17 protein-coding genes are annotated in these 20,539 nt (G+C 66.8%); 6 read left to right on the plus strand and 11 right to left on the minus strand.

Going from position 1 to position 20,539, the window contains the following annotated elements:
- The first annotated feature begins 125 nt into the window (after nucleotides 1-125).
- On the plus strand, nucleotides 126-359 hold the full coding sequence (locus tag ACTJKF_RS20250) for a hypothetical protein (RefSeq protein ID WP_440625503.1): 234 nt from the start codon (nucleotides 126-128) through the stop codon (nucleotides 357-359).
- A gap of 78 nt (nucleotides 360-437) precedes the next feature.
- Here the strand turns inward: ACTJKF_RS20250 and ACTJKF_RS20255 are convergent, their stop codons facing one another.
- Nucleotides 438-1,217 (minus strand): Mut7-C RNAse domain-containing protein, encoded by a 780-nt coding sequence (locus ACTJKF_RS20255; RefSeq protein WP_440625505.1) that lies wholly within the window; start codon nucleotides 1,215-1,217, stop codon nucleotides 438-440.
- Nucleotides 1,218-1,314: 97 nt separating this feature from the next.
- Here ACTJKF_RS20255 and ACTJKF_RS20260 point away from each other — a divergent pair, with 97 nt between their 5' ends.
- On the plus strand, nucleotides 1,315-2,184 hold the full coding sequence (locus ACTJKF_RS20260; RefSeq protein ID WP_440625506.1) for an NAD(P)-dependent oxidoreductase: 870 nt from the start codon (nucleotides 1,315-1,317) through the stop codon (nucleotides 2,182-2,184).
- 71 nt (nucleotides 2,185-2,255) lie between these two features.
- The gene (locus tag ACTJKF_RS20265; protein ID WP_440625508.1) at nucleotides 2,256-2,891 is read left to right on the plus strand and encodes a LysE family translocator; all 636 of its coding nucleotides are present in this window, start codon (nucleotides 2,256-2,258) and stop codon (nucleotides 2,889-2,891) included.
- 372 nt (nucleotides 2,892-3,263) lie between these two features.
- Here the strand turns inward: ACTJKF_RS20265 and ACTJKF_RS20270 are convergent, their stop codons facing one another.
- The 7 genes from ACTJKF_RS20270 to ACTJKF_RS20300 all read right to left on the minus strand — a co-directional run bounded on the left by ACTJKF_RS20270 (nucleotide 3,264) and on the right by ACTJKF_RS20300 (nucleotide 10,841).
- A complete protein-coding gene (locus ACTJKF_RS20270; protein ID WP_440625510.1) occupies nucleotides 3,264-4,097 on the minus strand; it encodes an OmpW/AlkL family protein in 834 nt (277 codons plus the stop codon).
- 15 nt (nucleotides 4,098-4,112) lie between these two features.
- Nucleotides 4,113-5,360, minus strand: coding sequence for a DUF2957 domain-containing protein (locus ACTJKF_RS20275; RefSeq protein WP_440625512.1), 1,248 nt, complete (start codon nucleotides 5,358-5,360; stop codon nucleotides 4,113-4,115).
- 157 nt (nucleotides 5,361-5,517) lie between these two features.
- On the minus strand, nucleotides 5,518-6,951 hold the full coding sequence (locus ACTJKF_RS20280) for a DUF2957 domain-containing protein (RefSeq protein WP_440625514.1): 1,434 nt from the start codon (nucleotides 6,949-6,951) through the stop codon (nucleotides 5,518-5,520).
- A 429-nt stretch (nucleotides 6,952-7,380) separates the two neighbouring features.
- Nucleotides 7,381-8,331 carry an N-acetyl-gamma-glutamyl-phosphate reductase gene (gene argC, locus ACTJKF_RS20285; RefSeq protein WP_440625515.1) on the minus strand — a complete coding sequence of 317 codons (951 nt, stop codon included), beginning with the start codon at nucleotides 8,329-8,331 and terminating at the stop codon, nucleotides 7,381-7,383.
- 181 nt (nucleotides 8,332-8,512) lie between these two features.
- Complete coding sequence (locus tag ACTJKF_RS20290; RefSeq protein WP_440625517.1) at nucleotides 8,513-9,085, minus strand: flavodoxin family protein; 573 nt, start codon at nucleotides 9,083-9,085, stop codon at nucleotides 8,513-8,515.
- Nucleotides 9,086-9,307: 222 nt separating this feature from the next.
- Complete coding sequence (locus ACTJKF_RS20295) at nucleotides 9,308-9,916, minus strand: YbhB/YbcL family Raf kinase inhibitor-like protein (RefSeq protein ID WP_440625519.1); 609 nt, start codon at nucleotides 9,914-9,916, stop codon at nucleotides 9,308-9,310.
- A gap of 238 nt (nucleotides 9,917-10,154) precedes the next feature.
- On the minus strand, nucleotides 10,155-10,841 hold the full coding sequence (locus ACTJKF_RS20300; protein WP_069746497.1) for an orotate phosphoribosyltransferase: 687 nt from the start codon (nucleotides 10,839-10,841) through the stop codon (nucleotides 10,155-10,157).
- Between the two features lie 474 nt (nucleotides 10,842-11,315).
- Here ACTJKF_RS20300 and ACTJKF_RS20305 point away from each other — a divergent pair, with 474 nt between their 5' ends.
- Nucleotides 11,316-13,586 carry an NADP-dependent malic enzyme gene (locus ACTJKF_RS20305; RefSeq protein ID WP_440625521.1) on the plus strand — a complete coding sequence of 757 codons (2,271 nt, stop codon included), beginning with the start codon at nucleotides 11,316-11,318 and terminating at the stop codon, nucleotides 13,584-13,586.
- A 148-nt stretch (nucleotides 13,587-13,734) separates the two neighbouring features.
- Here the strand turns inward: ACTJKF_RS20305 and ACTJKF_RS20310 are convergent, their stop codons facing one another.
- Entirely contained in the window at nucleotides 13,735-17,325 is a 3,591-nt protein-coding gene (locus tag ACTJKF_RS20310) for an indolepyruvate ferredoxin oxidoreductase family protein (protein WP_440625523.1), read from the minus strand.
- 319 nt (nucleotides 17,326-17,644) lie between these two features.
- On the opposite strand from ACTJKF_RS20310, the gene ACTJKF_RS20315 reads away from it, so the two are divergent.
- Nucleotides 17,645-17,839, plus strand: coding sequence for a hypothetical protein (locus ACTJKF_RS20315; protein WP_440625525.1), 195 nt, complete (start codon nucleotides 17,645-17,647; stop codon nucleotides 17,837-17,839).
- A gap of 149 nt (nucleotides 17,840-17,988) precedes the next feature.
- Here ACTJKF_RS20315 and hppD read toward each other — a convergent pair whose 3' ends face one another.
- The gene (gene hppD, locus ACTJKF_RS20320) at nucleotides 17,989-19,086 is read right to left on the minus strand and encodes a 4-hydroxyphenylpyruvate dioxygenase (protein ID WP_124571406.1); all 1,098 of its coding nucleotides are present in this window, start codon (nucleotides 19,084-19,086) and stop codon (nucleotides 17,989-17,991) included.
- 212 nt (nucleotides 19,087-19,298) lie between these two features.
- Here hppD and ACTJKF_RS20325 point away from each other — a divergent pair, with 212 nt between their 5' ends.
- Complete coding sequence (locus tag ACTJKF_RS20325; protein ID WP_011655746.1) at nucleotides 19,299-19,823, plus strand: Lrp/AsnC family transcriptional regulator; 525 nt, start codon at nucleotides 19,299-19,301, stop codon at nucleotides 19,821-19,823.
- 67 nt (nucleotides 19,824-19,890) lie between these two features.
- Here the strand turns inward: ACTJKF_RS20325 and ACTJKF_RS20330 are convergent, their stop codons facing one another.
- Nucleotides 19,891-20,538 carry a GNAT family N-acetyltransferase gene (locus ACTJKF_RS20330; RefSeq protein ID WP_440625528.1) on the minus strand — a complete coding sequence of 216 codons (648 nt, stop codon included), beginning with the start codon at nucleotides 20,536-20,538 and terminating at the stop codon, nucleotides 19,891-19,893.
- Nucleotide 20,539: the final 1 nt, after the last annotated feature.

Raw genomic sequence — 20,539 nt, forward strand, 5'->3', positions numbered from 1 at the left:
AGGCGGAAAGGCAAGAGCCGGGCCGCCCGGCGGCGACCGGCAACCCGGCGCGACTGATGTTCCGATGCGGATGCCTCGCATCTCTTACCGGTACGTTTGACTTTTTCTCCGCTAAAGGAAGAACAATGAAGAAGACGCTCGCTTCGATCATGACCGCAGCATTCGCTCTCGCATCGGTTTCGGCATTCGCACAGGCGTCCGCGCCGGCAGCCGACACGTCGGCTTCTGCACCGGCACCGATGAAGAAGGATCACAGCAAGCCGAAGCACGCGCTGAAGCACCACGGTTCGGCCAAGGGCAAGGCGAAGGCCGCAGCCGCTTCGGCAGCCGGCACGAACGACACCGGCGCAGCCAACTAAGCCCGCTTCGTCGGGGCCGGCACGGCCGGCCACCCATCGCGAAACCCCGCACGCTCCGGCACGCGGGGTTTTGTTTTTTCAGGCGTCCGCCGCGGCCGGTGCATCGGGCGCATCCGGCGTGCCGGGCGGCGGCGTACGCATCGCGTCGACCACCGCGCGCATGCGCCGCCAGTGCGATCCTTCCCAGAACACGCGCCGGCACACGTCGCACGCGGCAAAGCGCCGGTGCCGCTGGCGGATGCCGGGCGGCACGCGCGGCGCGGCGGCGGCCGCATCGAGCGCGTGCAGCGGCGCGTTGCAGCGCAGGCACAGACGGAACGGACGCATGTGAGGCGCGAGGTCGAGCCGCGTGAACAGTTCGCGCAGCTGCGTGTCCGGCTGCTGCGCGTGCAGGTAGCAGCCGCGCACGACCGCGCGGCGCTTCAGCAGCTCGCGGTCGCGGGTCAGCACGATCCGGCCTTCGCGCGCGGCGAGCGCGACGAGTTCGTCGTCGCGGTAATGGTTGTCGTAGCAGGTGTCGAAGCCGGCGAGGCGCAGCAGCTGCGCGAGGCCGCCGAGATGCGCGTCGGCAACGAAGCGCCAGCGGTCCGGTTGCGGCGCGGCTGAAGCGCCGGCCGGTGGCGGCGCGCGTTCCGGGTGGACGTCGACATGGTCGCCATCGCCGAGCGGCCGGTCGAGCGCGGCTAGCGCGCCATTCACGCACAGCCGGCCGATTTCCGTATGCGGGACGCCGAGCGCCTCGATCGCGTGCTTGACCGTCGCGTCGCGCGCAAACGCATGCGCGAACGCGCACTCGCGCTGCGCGCGCGAAAGAAACGCGTTCAGTTCGCCGTGGAAGCGGAAGGTCGCGGTCGCCATTCGCGCAGTATCGCACCGCGCGCGGCCGTCTGCGGAGGGCTGCAAGCTGCCGCCATCTGTGTTTAACTCCTCGCTTCACGAGTCGAAGGAGCGGGCAATGGATCTCGGTTTTATCGGGCTGGGCGAAATGGGGCAGGCGATCGCGACGAACCTGCTGAAGGCTGGGCACACCGTGCGGGTCTGGAACCGGTCGCGCGAGCGCGCCGAGCCGCTCGCCGCGTTCGGCGCGCAGATCGTCGATACGCCGGCCGACGCGTTTCGCGGCGATGCCGTGTTCTCGATGCTGGCCGACGATGCGGCCGCGCGCGAAGTCTTCGACGACGCGCTGCTCGCGCAGGCACCGCGCGGCCTGATCCACGTGAACATGGCGACCGTGTCGGTCGCGCTGGCCGAGTCGCTCGCGCACGCGCATGCGTCGCGCGGCATCGACTACGTCGCCGCGCCCGTGATGGGCCGCCCCGACGTCGCGGCCGCCGCGCGCCTGACGATCATGGCCGGCGGCCCGGCCGAGGCGATCGACCGCGTGCAGCCGCTGTTCGACGCGATCGGTCAGAAGACCTGGCGGTTCGGTTCGCTGCCGCAGCACGCGAACGTCGCGAAGATCGCCGCGAACTTCACGCTCGCGTCGGCAATCGAGACGCTCGGCGAGGCGTCCGCGCTGCTCGGCGCGCACGGCGTCGCGATGCGCGACTTCCTCGACGTGATTACCGGCAGCGTGTTTCCGGGGCCGGTCTACGCAGGCTACGGCGCAATGATCGCCGAGCGCAGCTACGAACCCGCGCGCTTCAAGGCCCGGCTCGGGCTGAAGGACGTCAGGCTCGCGCTGCAGGCCGGCGACGCGGCGTCGGTGCCGCTGCCGGTCGCGAGCGTCGTGCGCGACAGCCTGCTCGATGCGCTCGCGCACGGCGGTGGCGAACAGGATTTCGCGGTGCTCGGCGAAGTCGCGCTGCGCCGCGCGGGCCGCTGAGCCGGCGCGGGACAGAACCGCCGCGCACGCGGCATAATCGACATTTCATTTCTCTTTCGGCTGAGGCGGTCATGAACCTGCATACGTGGTGGCTTTTCGTGGCGACGGTGTTCGTCGTGTCGGCGATTCCCGGTCCGAACATGCTGCTCGTGATGACGCACGGCGCGCGGCACGGGCTGCGCCGCTCGTCGTCGACGATGGCGGGTTGCCTGAGCGCGCTGGTGCTGATGCTCGCGGTGTCCGCGGCGGGGCTCGGGGCCGTCCTCGAGGCATGGCCGGCGATGTTCGATGCATTGCGCTTCGCGGGCGCCGCCTATCTGATCTATCTCGGCGTGAAGGCATGGCGCGCCCGCGTCGACGACGCACCGGCCGCCGACGTCGATGCGGTTTTGCACGGTGCGTCGGCATCGCGCGGGGCGCTGTTCCGCAATGGCTTCCTGGTTGCGGGCAGCAACCCGAAGGCGATCCTGTTCGCGGCTGCGCTGCTGCCGCAGTTCATCAACGCCGCCGCGCCGACACTGCCGCAGTTCGGCATCCTCGTCGTCACGTTCGCGGTGATCGAGGTCAGCTGGTATCTCGTCTACGCGTCGTTCGGCACGCGCATCGGCGCGACGTTGAAGAGCCAGAGCGTCGCGAAGGTGTTCAACCGGCTGACGGGCGGCATCTTCGTCGGCTTCGGCGCGATGATGGCGCTGGTCCGTCACTGATTTCTGCCTCCGCAGCCAGCCGGACGCCCCGCATCTCGTCAGAGGGTGGGGCGTTCTCGCATCCGGGCTCGCGTCACGCGCGGGGTCGCGCTGGCGCGCAGTGTGCGTCGCGATAGGCTGGGAGACGTGCTCGACCGGGAGAATGTGAAGGGGGCGGATGATGGCGGGCGATCTAGAGTGCGCATTCGAGGGAAAATCCTTATTTTCTCTACGGAAATGTTGCAATGCGGAAACCGATTCGCTATAGTTACACCTGTCTCCTCCATGTCTCCTCTGATATGGATTCAGCCCGCCTCTTAGGCGGGCTTTTTTTCGCCCGCGTTTTTGGCGCGGGCCATCCATCCGTCGTTCATCCCTTCCTCGTCGCCTGCATCAGAACTTGTAGGTCATCCCGACGTAGCTGATGATCGGATCGGCCTTCAGGTCCGATTTCGACTCGGAGAGCACCGTGCCGTCGGCCGCCTTGATCGTCACCGTCGACGTCGTCTTCAGCGGGATGTACGTCACCGACGCGACCAGCCCGAAATGCTCGGTCATGTTGTACTGCAGGCCCGCGTTGAACACCGGCTGCCATGACGACGACGCCTTCGCTTCCACCGAGGTCTTGCCCGGCTTGCCCGCGCCCGCGGCGAGAATCGCGCCGAGGTTGTCCTGCGTCTGCTTGATGAAGTTCGTGTTGAGCTGCAGGTCGCTGAACCAGTTGTACGACACGCCGAGGCCGAGGAATGGCCGGAACTTCGCGTTCGCCTGTGCGAAGTAGTACTGCAGGATCACCGCGGGGCTCCACTGCCGCACGCTCTTCACGATCGGGTTCACCGACCCGAGGCCGATGTTCTGCGTGCCGAGCGCGCCGGCCGGGCCGGGCGGCCTGATCGTGCCCTGGCCCGACACCTTGAACACCGGCGGCACGCCGGCCACGGACGTGACCGCGATGTGGTCGGTCAGGAAGTGGCTGACCGTCAGGCCGACGGTGTCCGCGCCGCTGGTGCGCAGCCCCGTGCCCGGCGACGTGAACGACGACGGCAGCCGCAGCGGCGTGTTGATCGGCGTCGGCGCGACGTTGGTCGTCATTGGCGTGCTGCTTTGCTGCGGCATCACGTGGAACCAGCCCAGCGTGACGACGTTGCTGCCGGCGCTCTGCGCGTGCGCTGCGAGCGGCGCCAGGGCGGCCGCCCCGGCCGCCGCGCAGAGAAGGGTTTTCTTCATCACGGCTTCCCCCGCTTACTGGACGAACGCGCCGATCGTGAAATACGGCGTCGAACCCGCGTTGTCGAGGAAACCGAACACGCCACCCGTGAAGATGAACTTGCCGGTCGGCGACGTGCTGCCCGAACCCGTGTGGATCGTCGTGACCGTGCCCGGCACCTTCTGCGTGTAGTCCAGATCGAGCGCGGTCGCGAGCGATGCCTGCGACGGCTGGAACGGATCGAGCAGCGTGGCCTGGTTGTTGATCAGCGCGGTGGTGCGGTAGTCGAACTGGCTGTCGACGCCGATGTACTCGCCGTTCTGCGAGCCGGCCGCGATCGCGGTTTGCGGCGCGAGGATCGAGATGCTCGATTCGTCGTCGGCGGTCAGGCCCGGCACACCGTTGTTGTCCGGCGTCGGGTTGGGGTTCGCGACGCCCGTGCGCACGAGGATCGGCACCAGCTGGTTGCGCAGCTTGCCGACGATCATGAAGCCCTTGCCCTGCGGCGTCGCCGACAGCGTCGGCTTCAGCTGGCTCGCGTAGTTGTTCGACTGGAACGCGCCGCTGCCGTCGGCCGACTGCACGAAGTTCGTGCCTTGCTGCACGCATGCGCCGCCGGCGAACTGACCGGTCGAGTCGCACTTGGTCCACGTGCCGTCCGCGTTGATCGTCACCTTCGCATCGATCGACGCCGGCGCGAAGTTCTGCGACGGCACTTCACCGAAGCCGACGTGGCTGTACGTGCCCGCGACCTTCGTGATGTCGGTTTCGATCGACGAGAAGCCGATGAACGGGTAGTACGGGAATTTCGTGTCGGGCACGGCCGCCTGGCCGAGCACGCCGTTGAACTGGATCTCCTTGCCGGGAATCGTGCCGCCCGCGACGCCGAAGCCGACGAAGATGCGCGCCGGACGCGACGCGTCGAGGCTCGCGCCGTTCAGCCGGAACGCGCACTGGTTCAGCTTGGCGGTCGGCAGCATCGTTTCCTGCGTGAGCGTGCCGCTGTCGACGGTGCCGGCGCGGGTCGGCGTGACGGTGCCGGTCTTTTGCGGAACCGGCGATTCGACATAGGTGACCTGCCAGGTCATCTTGGTCGTGTCGAGCTGGACCTTGGCCAGTTCGCCGCTGCCCGCGCCGCCGGTAAACACGGTGCTGTAGTCGAGCGACGCCGGGCACAGCCGGTCTTCGACGAGCGGGGGCGGATTGTCGCCGTCGCCGCCGCCGCCGCATGCGGAAAGAAGGGGGGCGGCAAGGGCCGCCGCCAGAATGAGGTTGCGCTTCATGTTGCTCCTCCAGATTTGTCTTGTCCGGCGGCCGGCTCCCTGTCGACCGCTTCTGTTGCTTGTGCTCGTGCTGCCCGCGCCGCGCCGGGCGCCGTCGTTTTCGTGCCTTCCCTGTCTCCCGCGGCGGCGACGCCTGTCGCCGCCGCGCCCCCGGCCGTTACTTGCTGATCTGCGCGCCCACGCCGAAGTACGGTGTCGACGACGTGCTCGAGTTCGCCGACGTCGACGTGACGCCGCCGTTCACCGTGCCCTGGATCAGCGCCGCGTACAGCCCGCCCGTCGCGATCACCACGCCCGTAGCGGACGGGTAGCTCGCACCGCTCGGCGGCGTCGTCGTCGCATTCAGCAGGCCCGGCGTTCCCTGGCCGTAGTCGAGCGTGAAGCCGTCTTCTTCAGCCTGCGTGGTCGGATTGATGAACGACGCGTTGCTGCCGCGGATCAGCGCAGCCGTGTACTTGAAGTTCGAATCCGCACCCGCGTAGCCGCCGTCGATCGCGCCCGACTGGATCGCGCTCGCCGCACCGAGCACCGCGATGCCCGATTCGTCGTCGACCTTCGCGTCGGTATGCAGCGCCAGGTCGGTGCCCAGATACACGAAGCCCGTGCGGACCACCACCGGCACGGTCGCGCCGTTGAGCTGGCCGATGACCATGTGCGCGGTCGCCGACTTGCCGGTCGGGCCGACGACCGGCAGCGACGTCTGCGGCAGGATCTGCGGTGCCTTCGCGCTGTCGAGGTAGCCGCCGTTCGCGGTGTTGACCGTCCACGGATCGCCGGTCGTCACGCAGCCACCCGAGTTCGTCGAGGTGCATGCACCGTTCGCGTCGAACGTCTCGCTCGCGTTCACGCCCTTCGTCGCGTAGTTGCCCGACGGCACGAGGTGGTAGAGCAGCGCGTTGTAGGTGCCCGGCAGCTTCGTGAGGTCGGTCGTCGTGTTCGCGAAGCCGAGGAACGGATAGAAGTCGAAGTGGCGGTTCGGCACCTGGCCGACGTTCTTGAAGACCGGGAGGCCGACCACGCTGATCGTCAGCCCGTCGTACTGGACCGTCGCGCCCGGAATCCCGCCCCCCGCGACGCCCATGCCGACCAGCAGCATCGGCGGGTTCGCCGGGTTGAAGTCGGCGGCCGTCGAGTAGGTCGAGCCGTTCGGGGCGGTGCCCGAACCCGGCGTGAGGACGAACGCGCAGCGCGTCTGTTCCGCGGTCGGCAGCGTGCCGGTCGGCGGGTGGATGACCTTGCCGGTGATCGTGGTGCCGGCGCGGCTCGGCGTGACCGTGCCGGTTGCGAGCGGAATCGGCGATTCGAGCCACTTGAGCGTGTACGTCATCGCGACCGCGTCGATGTTGACGCTGACGATCTCGCCGCTACCGGCACCGCCGAGGTACGTGCTCTTCACGATGTCGGCGTTGGCCGGGCACAGCGCGCCGTTGACGGGCTGCGACGGCGGCGGCCCTTGCGTGCCGCAGCTCGATCCGGAACATTGCGGTGCATTGATCGGCGCGGGCGTGCCGCCGTCTCCTCCACCACAGGCAATCAGGAAAGGGGCGATGGCAAAGGCCGTTGCCACCCCCTTCGATAAGGCGTGCGACATGCCGCTGTCTCCAATCGTTTAATTGTGCGAGCTAATGTCGCCGCCTTGATTTTTGCTGTCAATTGATGAACTCGTCTAAAAAAGGCGATTGAAACGAGACGTGCGGTACGAGTCCTTGCCGGATAGGCTATTCAGTAAGAATTAAAACGCGTGAGGGGCAGTAGAGTGCTGCCAAAGTGGGGTGGCTGCCACGCGTGGACGGCTCTCGAGGCCTTCCCGCGCATAACGGCAGCGTTTAAAGCGGTGGTATCCGGTTTATCCCTATCCGGGATTGACTGGAGAAACGGAGGCTGAAATTAATTCGCCGGTAATCGCGCAACGGAAAGCTTGTAAATATTTGTAAATGCGCGAGCCGGATTTTATATATTGCTTGTGGCGAGTAAATAAAAAGCCGGCCCGCGGCCGGCTTTGCATCGCACGCAATCGGGGTCAGCGCTTGAGGCCTGCATCCTCGGCGGCACCGATGTTGAGGTTCATGCACTGGATCGCGGCGCCCGAGGCGCCCTTGCCGAGGTTGTCGAGGCGCGCGACCGTGACGAAGCGCGCTTCATTGCCGAACACGAACAGGTCGACGCGGTTCGTGTCGTTGTTCGCCTGCACGTCGAAGAAGCCGCTGTCGAGATTCGCATCCGCGTTGAACGGCGCGACGCGCACGAACGGTTCGTCCGCGTAGTACTCGGCGAACACGCGCTGCACGTCCTGCGGCGTCGCGCGCTTCGCGAGCTGTTCGGGCGAGAAGTAGGTCGTCACCGCGAGGCCCTTCAGGAACGGCCCGACGATCGGCGTGAAGATCGGTGCATGCGCGAGGCCCGTGTGCGCGGCCATTTCCGGCAGGTGCTTGTGTGCAAGCGCGAGCGCATACGGACGCGGGCTCGCGAGCTTGCCGCCCGGCGCCGCGCTTTCGTATTCGGCGATCATCGACTTGCCGCCGCCGCTGTAGCCGGTGATCGAGTAGCTGTGCGCGGCGAACGTCGGTGCGACGATGCCCGCATCGACGAGCGGACGCATCGCGAGCACGAACGCCGATGCGTGGCAGCCCGGCACCGCGATGCGCTTCGACGTGCGAATCTTCTCGCGCTGCGCGCGGGTCAGTTCCGGCAGGCCGTAGGCCCAGTCGGCGCTCGTGCGGAACGCGGTGCTCGCGTCGATCAGCGTCGTGTTCGGATTCTCGACCAGCGATGCCGATTCGCGCGACGCGACGTCCGGCAGGCACAGGAACGTGACGTCCGACGCGTTGATCAGGCGGCGGCGCTCGTCGACGTCCTTGCGCTTCGCTTCATCGATGCGCAGGATCTCGATGTCGCTGCGTGCGGACAGGTATTCGAAGATCTTGAGGCCGGTCGTGCCTTCCTGGCCGTCGACAAAAACTTTGGTGCTCATTTCGCTCTCACTGAATGAAACGGGAGCCGCGGCGCCCTGAAACCGCCATTTTAAGACGTCATCCGGCCGGCCTGCACCGCACGGGGCAAAAAAAGGACGGCCCGCAGGCCGTCTTGTGTCCCTTTGACGCGCGCCGATGCCGCCTCGCCGTCCGTGCGGCGGCGCGCGCTGACGGGCGCGCTCAGCGGCCGCCGGCCACCCAGCGGGTCGTCGCTTCGGCGACGCGCCGGCCGAACGCCTTCGCGGTCTCGAGGTCGCCGGGCAGCGGGCCCTCGTCGGGCGTCGCGTCCGCCGGCGACTGCGCGAGCAGGCCCGTGAAGCCGCCGACGTAATTGATGTCGTTGCGCGTGGCCGCCTTCGAGTTGGCCGGCATCATGCCCGTGCCGACCCACACCATCCCATGTTGCATCGCCAGCGTGACGAAATACTGAATCGTCGAGAACTTGTCGCCGTTCATCGTCGCGGAGTTCGTGAAGCCCGCGGCGATCTTGTCCTTCCACTTCTGCGTGAACCACGGTTTCGACGTGGCATCGGCGAATTGCTTGAACTGCGCGGACGGCCCGCCCATGTAGGTCGGCGCGCCGAAGACGATCGCGTCTGCCGCATCGAGCGCGGCCCAGCCCGCGTCGTCGAGCTCGCCGACGGCGATCAGGCGTGCGGTGGCGCCGGCCTCCTGCGCGCCCGCGTGGACGGCGTCGGCCAGTTTCTGCGTGTGACCGTAGCCGCTGTGATAGACGATGACGATGTTCGACATGAAACGTTCTCCGGAAAGGGGGCGAAACGGCGGGCGCCGCGGCCTGCCGCTTCACGCGCTGCGGTCAGGCGGCGCGGCGGATGCGCGGCGGGATGCCGCGACCGGTGCCGCCGAGTCTAGCAAGCCGAAATGTCGGGAGAAAAGCACGCAGGCGGCGCGCATAAATTCGCAGGCGCGGGCAATCGCGGCCGGCGACACCGCCATACGGCAGCGCACGAGCGCTTACTGCCCGTAGGTGACCGTGAGCTGTGCGGTGCCGATCGTCAGCGTGCCGATCTCGTGCTCGAACATCGGCGCGGGGCGCCCCTGTGCGACGCGCAGGTCCGTGCCCTTCAGCGCATAGACGGTGATTACGTAGCGGTGCGGCTTGCCGGGCGGCGGGCACGGGCCGCCGTAGCCGTCGATCCCGAAGTCGTTGCGCGCCTCGCTCGCGCCGATGCGCCGCAGGAAGCCCGACGCGCTGGCATCGGCCGGCAGGCTCGTGACGGTCGCCGGGATGCCGGCGACGGCCCAGTGCCACCAGCCGTGCCCGGGCGCATCGGGATCGAAGATCGTGACCGCATAGCCGCGCGTGCCGGGCGGCGGATTGTGCCAGCTGAGCTGCGGCGAGCGGTTCGCGCCCTTGCAGTCGCCACGGTCGAACACGTTCGCGGCGCCGACGTGCCCGCCGGGCGTGAGCTCCGTGCTCGACACCGTGAACGGGCCTTCCGCGCGTGTGGGCAGGGTGAAGAAGAACGCGACGCACGCGGCGGCGGCGCAGAAAAGGGCGGCGATGAACGGAGACGGACGACCCGGAGACGCAGGCGAAGTGATCCGGCGATCCACACGCATATGGCGCTTCTCCCGTCACGTGGGCCGGGCCGATGCTCCCGGCATGATTGGCGTTGTGCGTTGCCCGCGCAGCCGATGGCGGCGCTCGATCAAGTCTAGCATTAGGGTTCGATGAACGATGCATGCCGCGGCCGTGATTGGGGCGGCCTCGATCCGGAGCGACGGGCGAAAAAAAACCGCTCGCGATGAAGCGAGCGGCCTTGTCAGCCAGGGTGCCGGCCTGAGAGCCGGCGCGGCCTCATTCCTTCGGGGCCGTGGCGCCGCCGTGCGCGGCCGACCACTCGGCCGGCGCGTGCAGGAACTTTTCGACTTCGTCGAGCGTCTTGGTCTCGAAGTAGCCCGACGCCTTCGCGACGCGCAGCACGTCCCACCACGTCGCCAGTGCGTGCAGGTCGACGTCGATGTCCTTCAGGACCGACACGCTTTCCTTGAAGATGTTGTAGTGGAACAGCACGAAGCAGTGGTTCACCGTCGCGCCCGCGGTGCGCAGCGCGTTGACGAAGTTGATCTTGCTGCGGCTGTCGGTCGTCAGGTCTTCCACCAGCAGCACGCGCGAGCCTTCTTCCAGATGACCTTCGATCTGCGCGTTGCGGCCGAAACCCTTCGGCTTCTTGCGCACGTACTGCATCGGCACCATCATCCGGTCGGCCAGCCATGCCGCGAACGGGATGCCGGCCGTCTCGCCGCCCGCCACCGCGTCGATCTGCTCGAAGCCGACGTCGCGCATGATCGTCGTTTCCGCCATTTCCATCAGTGCACGACGCACGCGCGGATACGAGATCAGCTTGCGGCAGTCGATGTAGACGGGGCTTGCCCAGCCGGACGTGAAGATGAACGGTTTTTCGGCGTTGAAGTGCACCGCCTGCACTTCGAGCAGGATTTTGGCGGTCGTATCCGAGATCGACTGACGATCGTAGCCTGTCATGGGCATTCCTTGGGTGATGAGCGAAGACGGGCGCGGGCCCGGTGGCGCAGCAAGGGGAACCTGCCCGAGGGGCCGGGGTGCGATCGGCGGACCAATCGGGCCAACAATCGCATCGCTGCGCGCGTAGCCGGCTATTTTACCCGATTCAGCGCGGTTTTCGGCGGAATTCGCGCAGGTTCGGTGCGGCGCTCACCACCGGCGAAACAAATGGGGTGCGACCAGCTCGATGCGGATGGCAAGGATGTGGCGCTGCACCAACAGCCGTCATTTAGGGGGTGTACACTAGGCGACCCTTGGAAATCGTTCAGTACTTTGTACTTTCTTCTTGCCACTACCCGTCAAGGTTCGATGGCGTGCCGACCCGGCGCGTCGCGTGCCGTCTCGCAGTCGACCATCCCTTCGATTCAAGCAGACACGGCTGAAGGTGCTGTGTACTGAACCGTCAAAATTTCGCATGTCTCTCGCAGGTCAATCATGGACGAACAACTGAAGCAGGCCGCTCTCGCTTATCACCTGAACCCGAAACCCGGCAAGATTTCGGTCACCCCGACCAAGCCGCTGTCGAACCAGCTCGATCTGTCGCTCGCGTATTCGCCGGGCGTCGCCGCGGCGTGCGAGGCGATCCACGCCGATCCGCTCGACGCGCAGAAGTACACGTCGCGCGGCAACCTCGTCGGCGTCATCACGAACGGCACGGCCGTGCTGGGCCTCGGCAACATCGGCCCGCTGGCCGCGAAGCCGGTGATGGAAGGCAAGGGCTGCCTGTTCAAGAAGTTCGCGGGCATCGACGTGTTCGATATCGAACTGTCGGAGTCCGACCCCGACAAGCTCGTCGAGGCGATCGCGATGCTCGAGCCGACGCTCGGCGGCATCAACCTCGAGGACATCAAGGCGCCGGAATGCTTCTACATCGAGCAGAAGCTGCGCGAGCGCATGAAGATCCCCGTTTTCCACGATGACCAGCACGGCACCGCGATCATCGCGTCGGCCGCGATCCTGAACGGCCTGAAGGTCGTCGGCAAGAAGCTGTCCGAAGTGAAGCTCGTGTGTTCGGGCGCCGGCGCGGCCGCGATCGCGTGTCTGGACCTGCTGGTGAACCTCGGTCTCACGAAGTCGAACATCCTCGTCGCCGATTCGAAGGGCGTGATCTACGAAGGGCGCGGCAACCTCGATCCGTCCAAGCAGCGCTATGCGGCGACCACCGACGCGCGCACGCTCGCCGACGCGATCGTCGGCGCGGACGTGTTCCTCGGCTGCTCGAGCGCGGGCGTGCTGAAGCAGGACATGGTCAAGACGATGGGCGAGCGCCCGCTGATCCTGGCGCTCGCCAACCCGGAACCGGAAATCCGTCCGGAAGACGCGAAGGCCGTGCGCCCGGACGCGATCGTCGCGACCGGCCGTTCGGACTACCCGAACCAGGTCAACAACGTGCTGTGCTTCCCGTTCATCTTCCGCGGCGCGCTCGACGTCGGCGCGACGACGATCACGGAAGAAATGAAGCTCGCGTGCGTGCGCGCGATCGCCGAACTGGCCGAGGAAACCGACCAGAGCGAGGAAGTCGCGAAGGCGTATGAAGGCCACTCGCTCGAGTTCGGGCCGGACTACCTGATTCCGAAGCCGTTCGACCCGCGCCTGATCATCAAGATCGCGCCGGCCGTCGCGCAGGCCGCGATGGATTCGGGCGTCGCCACGCGCCCGATCCAGGACATGGACGCGTACCGCGAGCAGCTCGGCGCGACCGTCTACCGCACCGGCATGGTGATGCGTCCGGTGTTCGCGACCGCGAAGAAGCAGCAGGCGCGCATCGTGTTCGCCGAAGGCGAGGACGAGCGCGTGCTGCGCGCCGCGCAGTTCGTGCTGCAGGAAAAGATCGCGAAGCCGATCATCGTCGGCCGTCCGTCGGTCGTCGAGATGCGCCTGCAGAAGATCGGCTCGAAGCTGAAGGCCGGCGTCGATTTCGAGATCGTGAATCCGGAAGACGACACGCGCTACCACCGCTACTGGCAGGCGTACCACGAGATCGGCGCACGTGACGGCGTCACCCCGGAAGTCGCGAAGGCCGCGCTGCGCAAGTTCAACACGCTGATCGGCGCGATGCTCGTGCACCTGGGCGATGCGGACGGGATGATCTGCGGGATGATCGACACGTACCACACGCACCTGAAGTTCATCGAGCAGGTGCTGGGCCGTGCGAAGGGCGCGGAGCACTACGCGGCCATGAACCTGCTGATGCTGCCGGGCCGCAACCTGTTCCTGTGCGACACGTACGTGAACGAACTGCCGAGCGCCGAACAGCTCGCCGACATGACGATCCAGGCCGCCGCCGAGATCGAGCGCTTCGGCATTGCGCCGAAGGCCGCGCTGCTGTCGAACTCGAACTTCGGCAGCGCGCCGTCGTCGTCGTCGCGCCGCATGGCAGAAGCCCGCAAGCTGATCAGCGAGCGCGCTCCGAACCTCGAAGTCGACGGTGAAATGCACGGCGACGCGGCGCTGTCCGAAGCGGTCCGCAAGGCCGCGTTCCCGGGCACGACGCTGTCGGGCGAAGCGAACCTGCTGATCATGCCGAACGTCGAAGCGGCGAACATCGCGTACAACCTGCTGAAGATGGTCGGCGGCGAAGGCGTGACGGTTGGCCCGTTCCTGCTCGGCGCGGCGAAGCCGGTCCACATCCTGACGCCGGCCGCGACCGTGCGCCGGATCATCAACATGACGGCTGTGGCCGCCGCGAACGCGAACACGAAGTAAGTTCGCCGCCGCGCGTGCCGCGCCTCACCGCGCGGCGCAATGAAAAACGCCACGGAACTCGCGTTCCGTGGCGTTTTTTTCGGGCTTTACATGAGCCGCCGGCCGGGTGGCGGCGGGCGCCCTGACCGCGAACGCCCGCCATGCACCATTACGCGACCTGCTGACGCGAATGGCCGCCCGTCGGCGAACGCCACTGCGTGAGCAGCGTGTTCCACTTCTGACGCACCGCGCGCAGGTTGTTCTCCTTCACGTGGCCATAGCCGCGAATGCCGTCCGGCAGCGCCGCGAGCTCGAGCGCGAGCGGGCGGTTGGCCGCGTTCAGCGTGGCCAGCACTTCGCCGATCAGCGCTTCGTACTCGCCGATCAGTGCACGCTCGGTGCGACGCTCGTCGGTGCGGCCGAACGGGTCGAGGCCCGTGCCGCGCAGGAACTTCGCCTTCGCGAGCAGGCGGAACGCCGACAGCATCCACGGGCCGTACGCCTTCTTCACGAGATGGCCGTGGGTGTCCTTCTTCGCGAACAGCGGTGGTGCGAGATGGAATTTCAGCTTCCACTCGCCTTCGAACTGCGACGACAGCCGGGCGAGGAATGCGGGATCGGACTGCAGCCGCGCGACCTCGTATTCGTCCTTGTATGCCATCAGCTTGAACAGGTTGCGCGCGACCGCCTCGGTCAGCGGCTCCTGCACCGCGTCGCCGTCCGCCAGCGCGCGTTCGGCTGCCCGCACCTTGTCGACGAAGGCCGCATAGCGCGATGCGTACGTGGCGTTCTGGTACGCGGTCAGGAAGTCCACGCGCTTCGCGATCAGTGCGTCGACCGCCTTCTTCGTGTGCAGCGAGATGACCGTCGCGACGTGCGCGGGGCGTGCGTCGCCGGCCGCGGCCTGCTTCACGCTCGCGAGGTCGTGCGCGGCGCGGCGGCCCCAGTCGAATGCCGCGCGGTTCTTCTCGACCGACACCGCGTTCAGCTCGATCGCCCGTGCGAGCGAGGCGAGCGTCAGCGGCAGCCAGCCTTTCTGCCATGCGTAGCCGAGCACGAACGGGTTCGTGTAGATCGCATCGCCGAGCAGTGCGACCGCGAAGCGGTTCGCGTCGATGAAATCGACCGCTTCGCCTGCCGCCGCCCGAATGTCGTTTTCCGCGGACAGGCCGGGGAACGCCCAGTTCGGGTTCTTGATGAACTCGGCGGTCGGCGTCTGCGCGCTGTTGACGACCACGCGGGTCGTGTCGTGCCGCATCCGCGACGTGCATTCGTCGCCGGCCGTGACGATCGCGTCGCAGCCGATCACGAGGTCGGCTTCGCCCATCGCGATCCGCGTCGCGTGGATGTCGGTCGGCGCGTGCGAGATCTGCACGTGGCTCATCACGGCGCCGCCTTTCTGCGCGAGGCCGGTGACGTCGAGCACGGTCACGCCCTTGTTCTCGAGGTGGGCGGCCATCCCGAGCAGCGCGCCGATCGTGACGACGCCCGTGCCGCCGACGCCCGTGACGAGCACGCCGTACGCACGGTCGATCGCCGGCAGCGTCGGCTCCGGAATCGGCGGCAGCGCACCGCCGTCGACCGATACGGCCTTCGGCTTCTTCAGCTGGCCGCCTTCGACCGTGACGAAGCTCGGGCAGAAGCCCTTCACGCACGAAAAGTCCTTGTTGCAGCTCGACTGGTTGATCTGGCGCTTCGTGCCGAATTCGGTTTCGAGCGGCTCGACCGACAGGCAGTTCGACTGCACCGAGCAGTCGCCGCAGCCTTCGCACACCGCGTCGTTGATCACGACGCGCTTCGCCGGGTCCGGATACGTGCCGCGCTTGCGGCGGCGGCGCTTCTCGGTCGCGCAGGTCTGGTCGTAGATCAGGATCGTCGTGCCTTCGATCTCGCGCAGCTCGCGCTGCACGTCGTCGAGCTGGTCGCGGTGATGGATCGTCACGCCCGGCGCGAGCAGCACCTTCTGCTCGTCGTACTTTTCCGGCTCGTCGGTGACGATCACGATCTTCTTCGCGCCCTCGGACGCGAGCTGGTGCGTGATCTGCGGCACCGTCAGCACGCCGTCGACCGGCTGGCCGCCCGTCATCGCGACGGCGTCGTTGTACAGGATCTTGTAGGTGATGTTCGCCTTCGACGAAATCGCCGCGCGTATCGCCAGCAGGCCCGAGTGGAAATAGGTGCCGTCGCCGAGGTTCGCGAACACGTGCTTCTCGTCGGTGAAGGGCGCCTGGCCGATCCATGGCACGCCTTCGCCGCCCATCTGGCTGAAGGTGCTCGTGCTGCGGTCCATCCACACCGTCATGTAGTGGCAGCCGATCCCGGCGATCGCGCGCGAGCCTTCCGGCACGTTGGTCGACGTGTTGTGCGGGCAGCCCGAGCAGAACCACGGCTTGCGCTCGGCCTGCACGTGCGGCTTCGCGAGCGCCATCTCCTTCGCGTTGATCACCGCGAGCCGCGCGGCGATGCGCGCGCGCACGTCGGACGGCAGCTCGAACTTCTCGAGGCGCGTCGCGATCGCCTTCGCGATGATCGCGGGCGACAGTTCATAATGCGCGGGCAGCAGCCAGTTGCCCATCGGCACCGACCATTCGCCGCCGGCGCCGTCCTTCTCGTCGAACTTGCCGAACACGCGCGGGCGCTGCGTATCGGGCCAGTTGTACAGCTCTTCCTTGATCGCGTATTCGAGGATCTGGCGCTTTTCCTCGACGACCAGGATTTCGTCCAGGCCGCGCGCGAACGCCTGCGCGCCCTGCGCTTCGAGCGGCCACACGCAGCCGACCTTGTACAGCCGGATGCCGATCCGCGCGCAGGTTTCGTCGTCGAGGCCGAGGTCGGTCAGCGCCTGGCGCACGTCGAGGTACGCCTTGCCGCCCGTCATGATCCCGAAGCGCGCCTGCGGCGCGTCGATCTCGATCCGGTCGAGCTTGTTCGCGCGCACGTACGCGAGTGCTGCATACCACTTGTAGTCGAGCAGCCGTGCTTCCTGCACGAGCGGCGGGTCCGGCCAGCGGATGTTCAGGCCGCCGTCCGGCAGGATGAAGTCGGTCGGCAGCACGATCTCGGTGCGATGCGGGTCGATGTCGACCGACGCCGACGATTCGACCACGTCCGTCACGCACTTGAGCGCGACCCACAGGCCCGAGTAGCGGCTCATCGCCCAGCCGTGCAGGCCGAAGTCGAGATATTCCTGCACGTTCGACGGGAACAGCACCGGCAGCCCGCAGGCCTTGAAGATGTGTTCGGACTGGTGTGCGAGCGTCGACGATTTCGCCGCGTGGTCGTCGCCGGCGAGCACGAGCACGCCGCCGTGCCGCGACGAGCCGGCCGAGTTCGCATGCTTGAAGACGTCGCCGGTGCGATCGACGCCCGGACCCTTGCCGTACCACATGCCGAACACGCCGTCGTGCTTCGCGCCGGGGTACAGGTTCACCTGCTGCGAGCCCCACACGGCGGTGGCGGCGAGGTCTTCGTTGAGACCGGGCTGGAAGACGATCTGGTGGGCCGCGAGGTGTTGCTTGGCCTTCCAGAGCGAGAGGTCGAGGCCGCCGAGCGGCGAGCCGCGGTAACCGGAGATGAAACCGGCCGTATTGAGGCCGGCGGCGCGATCGCGTTCCTGCTGGAGCATCGGCAGGCGCACGAGCGCCTGGATGCCGCTCATGTACGCGCGACCGCGTTCTAGCGTGTATTTGTCGTCAAGCGTGACGGACTTCAGCGCGGCTTCAAGCGACGCGCGTTGGCCTGCGTCTAGCGGGGCATTCATTAACTGTCTCCTCCACCCGGTTTGGGATCACCAAAGCTTCGATTGCGTCGACGTCTTGTGAACGTGTCGGCAGTGGCCGGCATATTGGCCGGTTTTAACTGATGGTAGCACTGGGGCAAACCCGCCGACCATCGGCCGGCGTGTCGCGGCGCATCGCCGATGCGGCGCACGACGAGGCGTTACATCATGTAAAAGCATGTAAAGCCGGTCCCATCTTCGTACAAATGCCGTTAATCTTGTCGGCCTGCCGGAGGTGCCCGGCCGCGTCGGCCCGTTTCGACGCAACCGGGGAGGCGCCGGCAGTTTTAAAGGAGGTGCAATGAACACACGTCATATCCAGAGTTTCCTGATCGTGTCCGCGGCGTTTTTCGCGATGACCGGCCCGGTGCACGCGCAAGGCGCGAGCGCACTGGCGGCAGCCGGCGCGCAGATGCGTCAGATCGCGCCGGCACAGGACGCCGACGCACAGCCGGCGGCCGAGCGCGCCGTCGCGCCGAAGGCGACCGTGCGTTGATCCGCTCGCGCGGCCGCCGGGCCGTGCCGGAACGAGAAAACGAGAAAACGACAAAAGGGCGGGAATCTTGCGATTCCCGCCCTTTTTCTTTGTGCCGCCGGTTCGCGCGCCACCCGGATTGCGGGGTGCCGGCCGCGCGGCCGTCTGCGTCAGGCCTTGTCCTGGACCACGCCGCGGCGGATCTGGTCGAGCTCGATCGATTCGAACAGCGCCTTGAAGTTGCCTTCGCCGAAGCCCTGGTTGCCCTTGCGCTGGATGATCTCGAAGAAGATCGGGCCGATCTGGTTCTCGGTGAAGATCTGCAGCAGCAGGTCGTCGCGCGCGCCGTCGATCAGGATCTTGCGCTTCTTGAGCTCGTCGAGCGATTCGCCGTGGTTCGGCACGCGGCGGTCGACCAGCTCGTAATACGTGTCGATCGTGTCGAGCAGCTTCACTTCCTTGCCGCGCAGGCCGTCGACCGCGCCGTAGATGTCGTTCGTGCCGAGCGCGATGTGCTGGATGCCTTCGCCGTGGTACGCGTCGAGGTATTCCTGGATCTGGCCGGCCGTGTCCGAGCCTTCCTCGTTGATCGGGATGCGGATCTTGCCGCACGGCGACGTCATTGCCTTCGACTTCACGCCCGTTACCTTGCCTTCGATGTCGAAGTAGCGCACTTCGCGGAAGTTGAACAGGCGCTCGTAGAACTCGGCCCATTCCTGCATGCGGCCGCGATGCACGTTGTGCGTCAGGTGGTCGATGTAGGTGAGGCCGTGGCCCACCGGGTTCGGGTTCGCGCCGGCGATCGGCTCGAAGTCCACGTCATAGATGCTGATGTCGCCGATCGCGCCCGGCTGCGCGCCATTCTTGCCGCGCCAGCGATCGACGAAATAGATCAGCGAGTCGCCGATGCCCTTGATCGCCGGGATGTTCAGCTCCATCGGGCCCGTCTTGTTGTCGAAGCCCCATGCGCCGAGTTCGAGCGCGTGCTGGTACGCCTTCGCGGCATCCTGCACGCGGAACGCGATCGCGCAGATCGACGGGCCGTGCAGGCGCGCGAAGCGTTGCGCGAACGAATCGGGTTCGGCGTTGATGATGAAGTTGATGTCGCCCTGACGGTAAACCGTCACGTCCTTGTGGCGATGGCGCGCGATCGCGGTGAAACCCATCCGTTCGAACAGTTGTCCGAGCGCTTTCGGATCCGGGGCGGTGTATTCGATGAATTCGAAGCCGTCGGTGCCGACGGGGTTGTCCCAGTTGGGGATCTGCATGCCGTGTCTCCAGTGTGCTTTGCGATCGATCGGGACGATGTGGGGTGCCCGGCCGGTTCATGTCGAAGGTGATGCGTGCCGCCGTGCGCGCAACGCATCGCTCCATGCGACAGAGTGTAGCGGGCAGGGGGGAGCGTAAACTTGCGAACTTGATTGTCGGTGTCTACGATGGCGCAATTTCCAGTCTCGAAATAACCATCAGGAGGCAGAAAATGGCGCAAGCCGAATTGGATGCCATCGACCGGCGAATCCTCGCGATTCTTCAGGAGAACGGGCGCCTGTCGAACCAGGAGATCGCCGAGCGCGTGAACCTGTCGCCGAGCCCGTGCCTGCGGCGGATCCGGCGGCTCGAGGAAATCGGCGTGATCACCGGCTATGTCGCGTTGCTCGATCCGCAGAAGCTCGGGCTCGACCTGCTTGCGTACGTGAGCGTGCGGCTCGAGAAGCGCGGCGGCCTGGCGCCGGTTCGCGCCGACGAGACGTCGGCGCGCGCGGGCGCGACCCACGCGGAGCTGTTCCGCGCGGCGGTGCAGACCTGGCCGGAAGTGGTCGCGTGCCATGCGATGACGGGTGACATGGATTACCTGCTGCGCGTGCAGGTCGAGGACATGGCGCATTTCTCCCGCTTCGTGCAGGAGCATTTGCTGCACCATCCGTCGGTGATCGACGTGAAGACGAGCTTCTCGCTCGAGTGCTTCAAGGAGACGACGGCGTTGCCGATCCGGTCGGTGCGCTAGCGCGCGGTGTGGAGGGCGGCAAGGCGGGAGGGCCGGGCGCGCCGCGGGGCGGCCCGGTCGGCCGATGTTACGCCGTCAGCGCGGCGGGCATCAGCGATTCGATGAACTTCGACGTGCGATGCGCCTGGCGCTTGAGCGCGTAGTCGAATACCGCGGCCTGTTCCTGCAGCATCTCGGCGAGGATCGTCGAGTGATCGGCCGGCGGCAGCGACAGGTACGCATCGGCTTCGCCGTACGCATACTCGATTCGCATCCCGGACTTCTTCGCGATGTGCATCATGGTCGCGTTGCGCGACAGGCAATGCATGTACAGCATCGTCACGCGGGTGTTGCGGCTGCGGATCGCCGCGCGCTCGAACAGCTTCGAGCCGACGCCGCGGCCGCGCGCGCTTTCGAGTACCGACACGCCGAATTCGGCCGTGCGCTTGTCGCCGTCGGCGGGCAGGTACGCCAGATGGCCGACGCCGATCAGTTCGAGCGCATGGTCGAACACGCCGAACACGGTGTCGCGACCGAAGTCGATCGTACGGACATAGTTCTCGATCACGTGGTCGGGCACCATCTGGCCGAAGCGCAGCAGGCGGTCCTCTTCATCGAGCGAGAGAAAGTGGGTGAGCATTCGCTCACGGTCTTTGGAAGCCAGTTCCCTGACGAGAACCGGCGCAGTACCGGCGTGGCCGACAGCATCGGCACGGCGGTTGAATTGCGTGTTCATC

The sequence above is a fragment of the Burkholderia sp. 22313 genome (genome assembly GCF_052045245.1).
Taxonomy (GTDB): Bacteria; Pseudomonadota; Gammaproteobacteria; order Burkholderiales; family Burkholderiaceae; genus Burkholderia.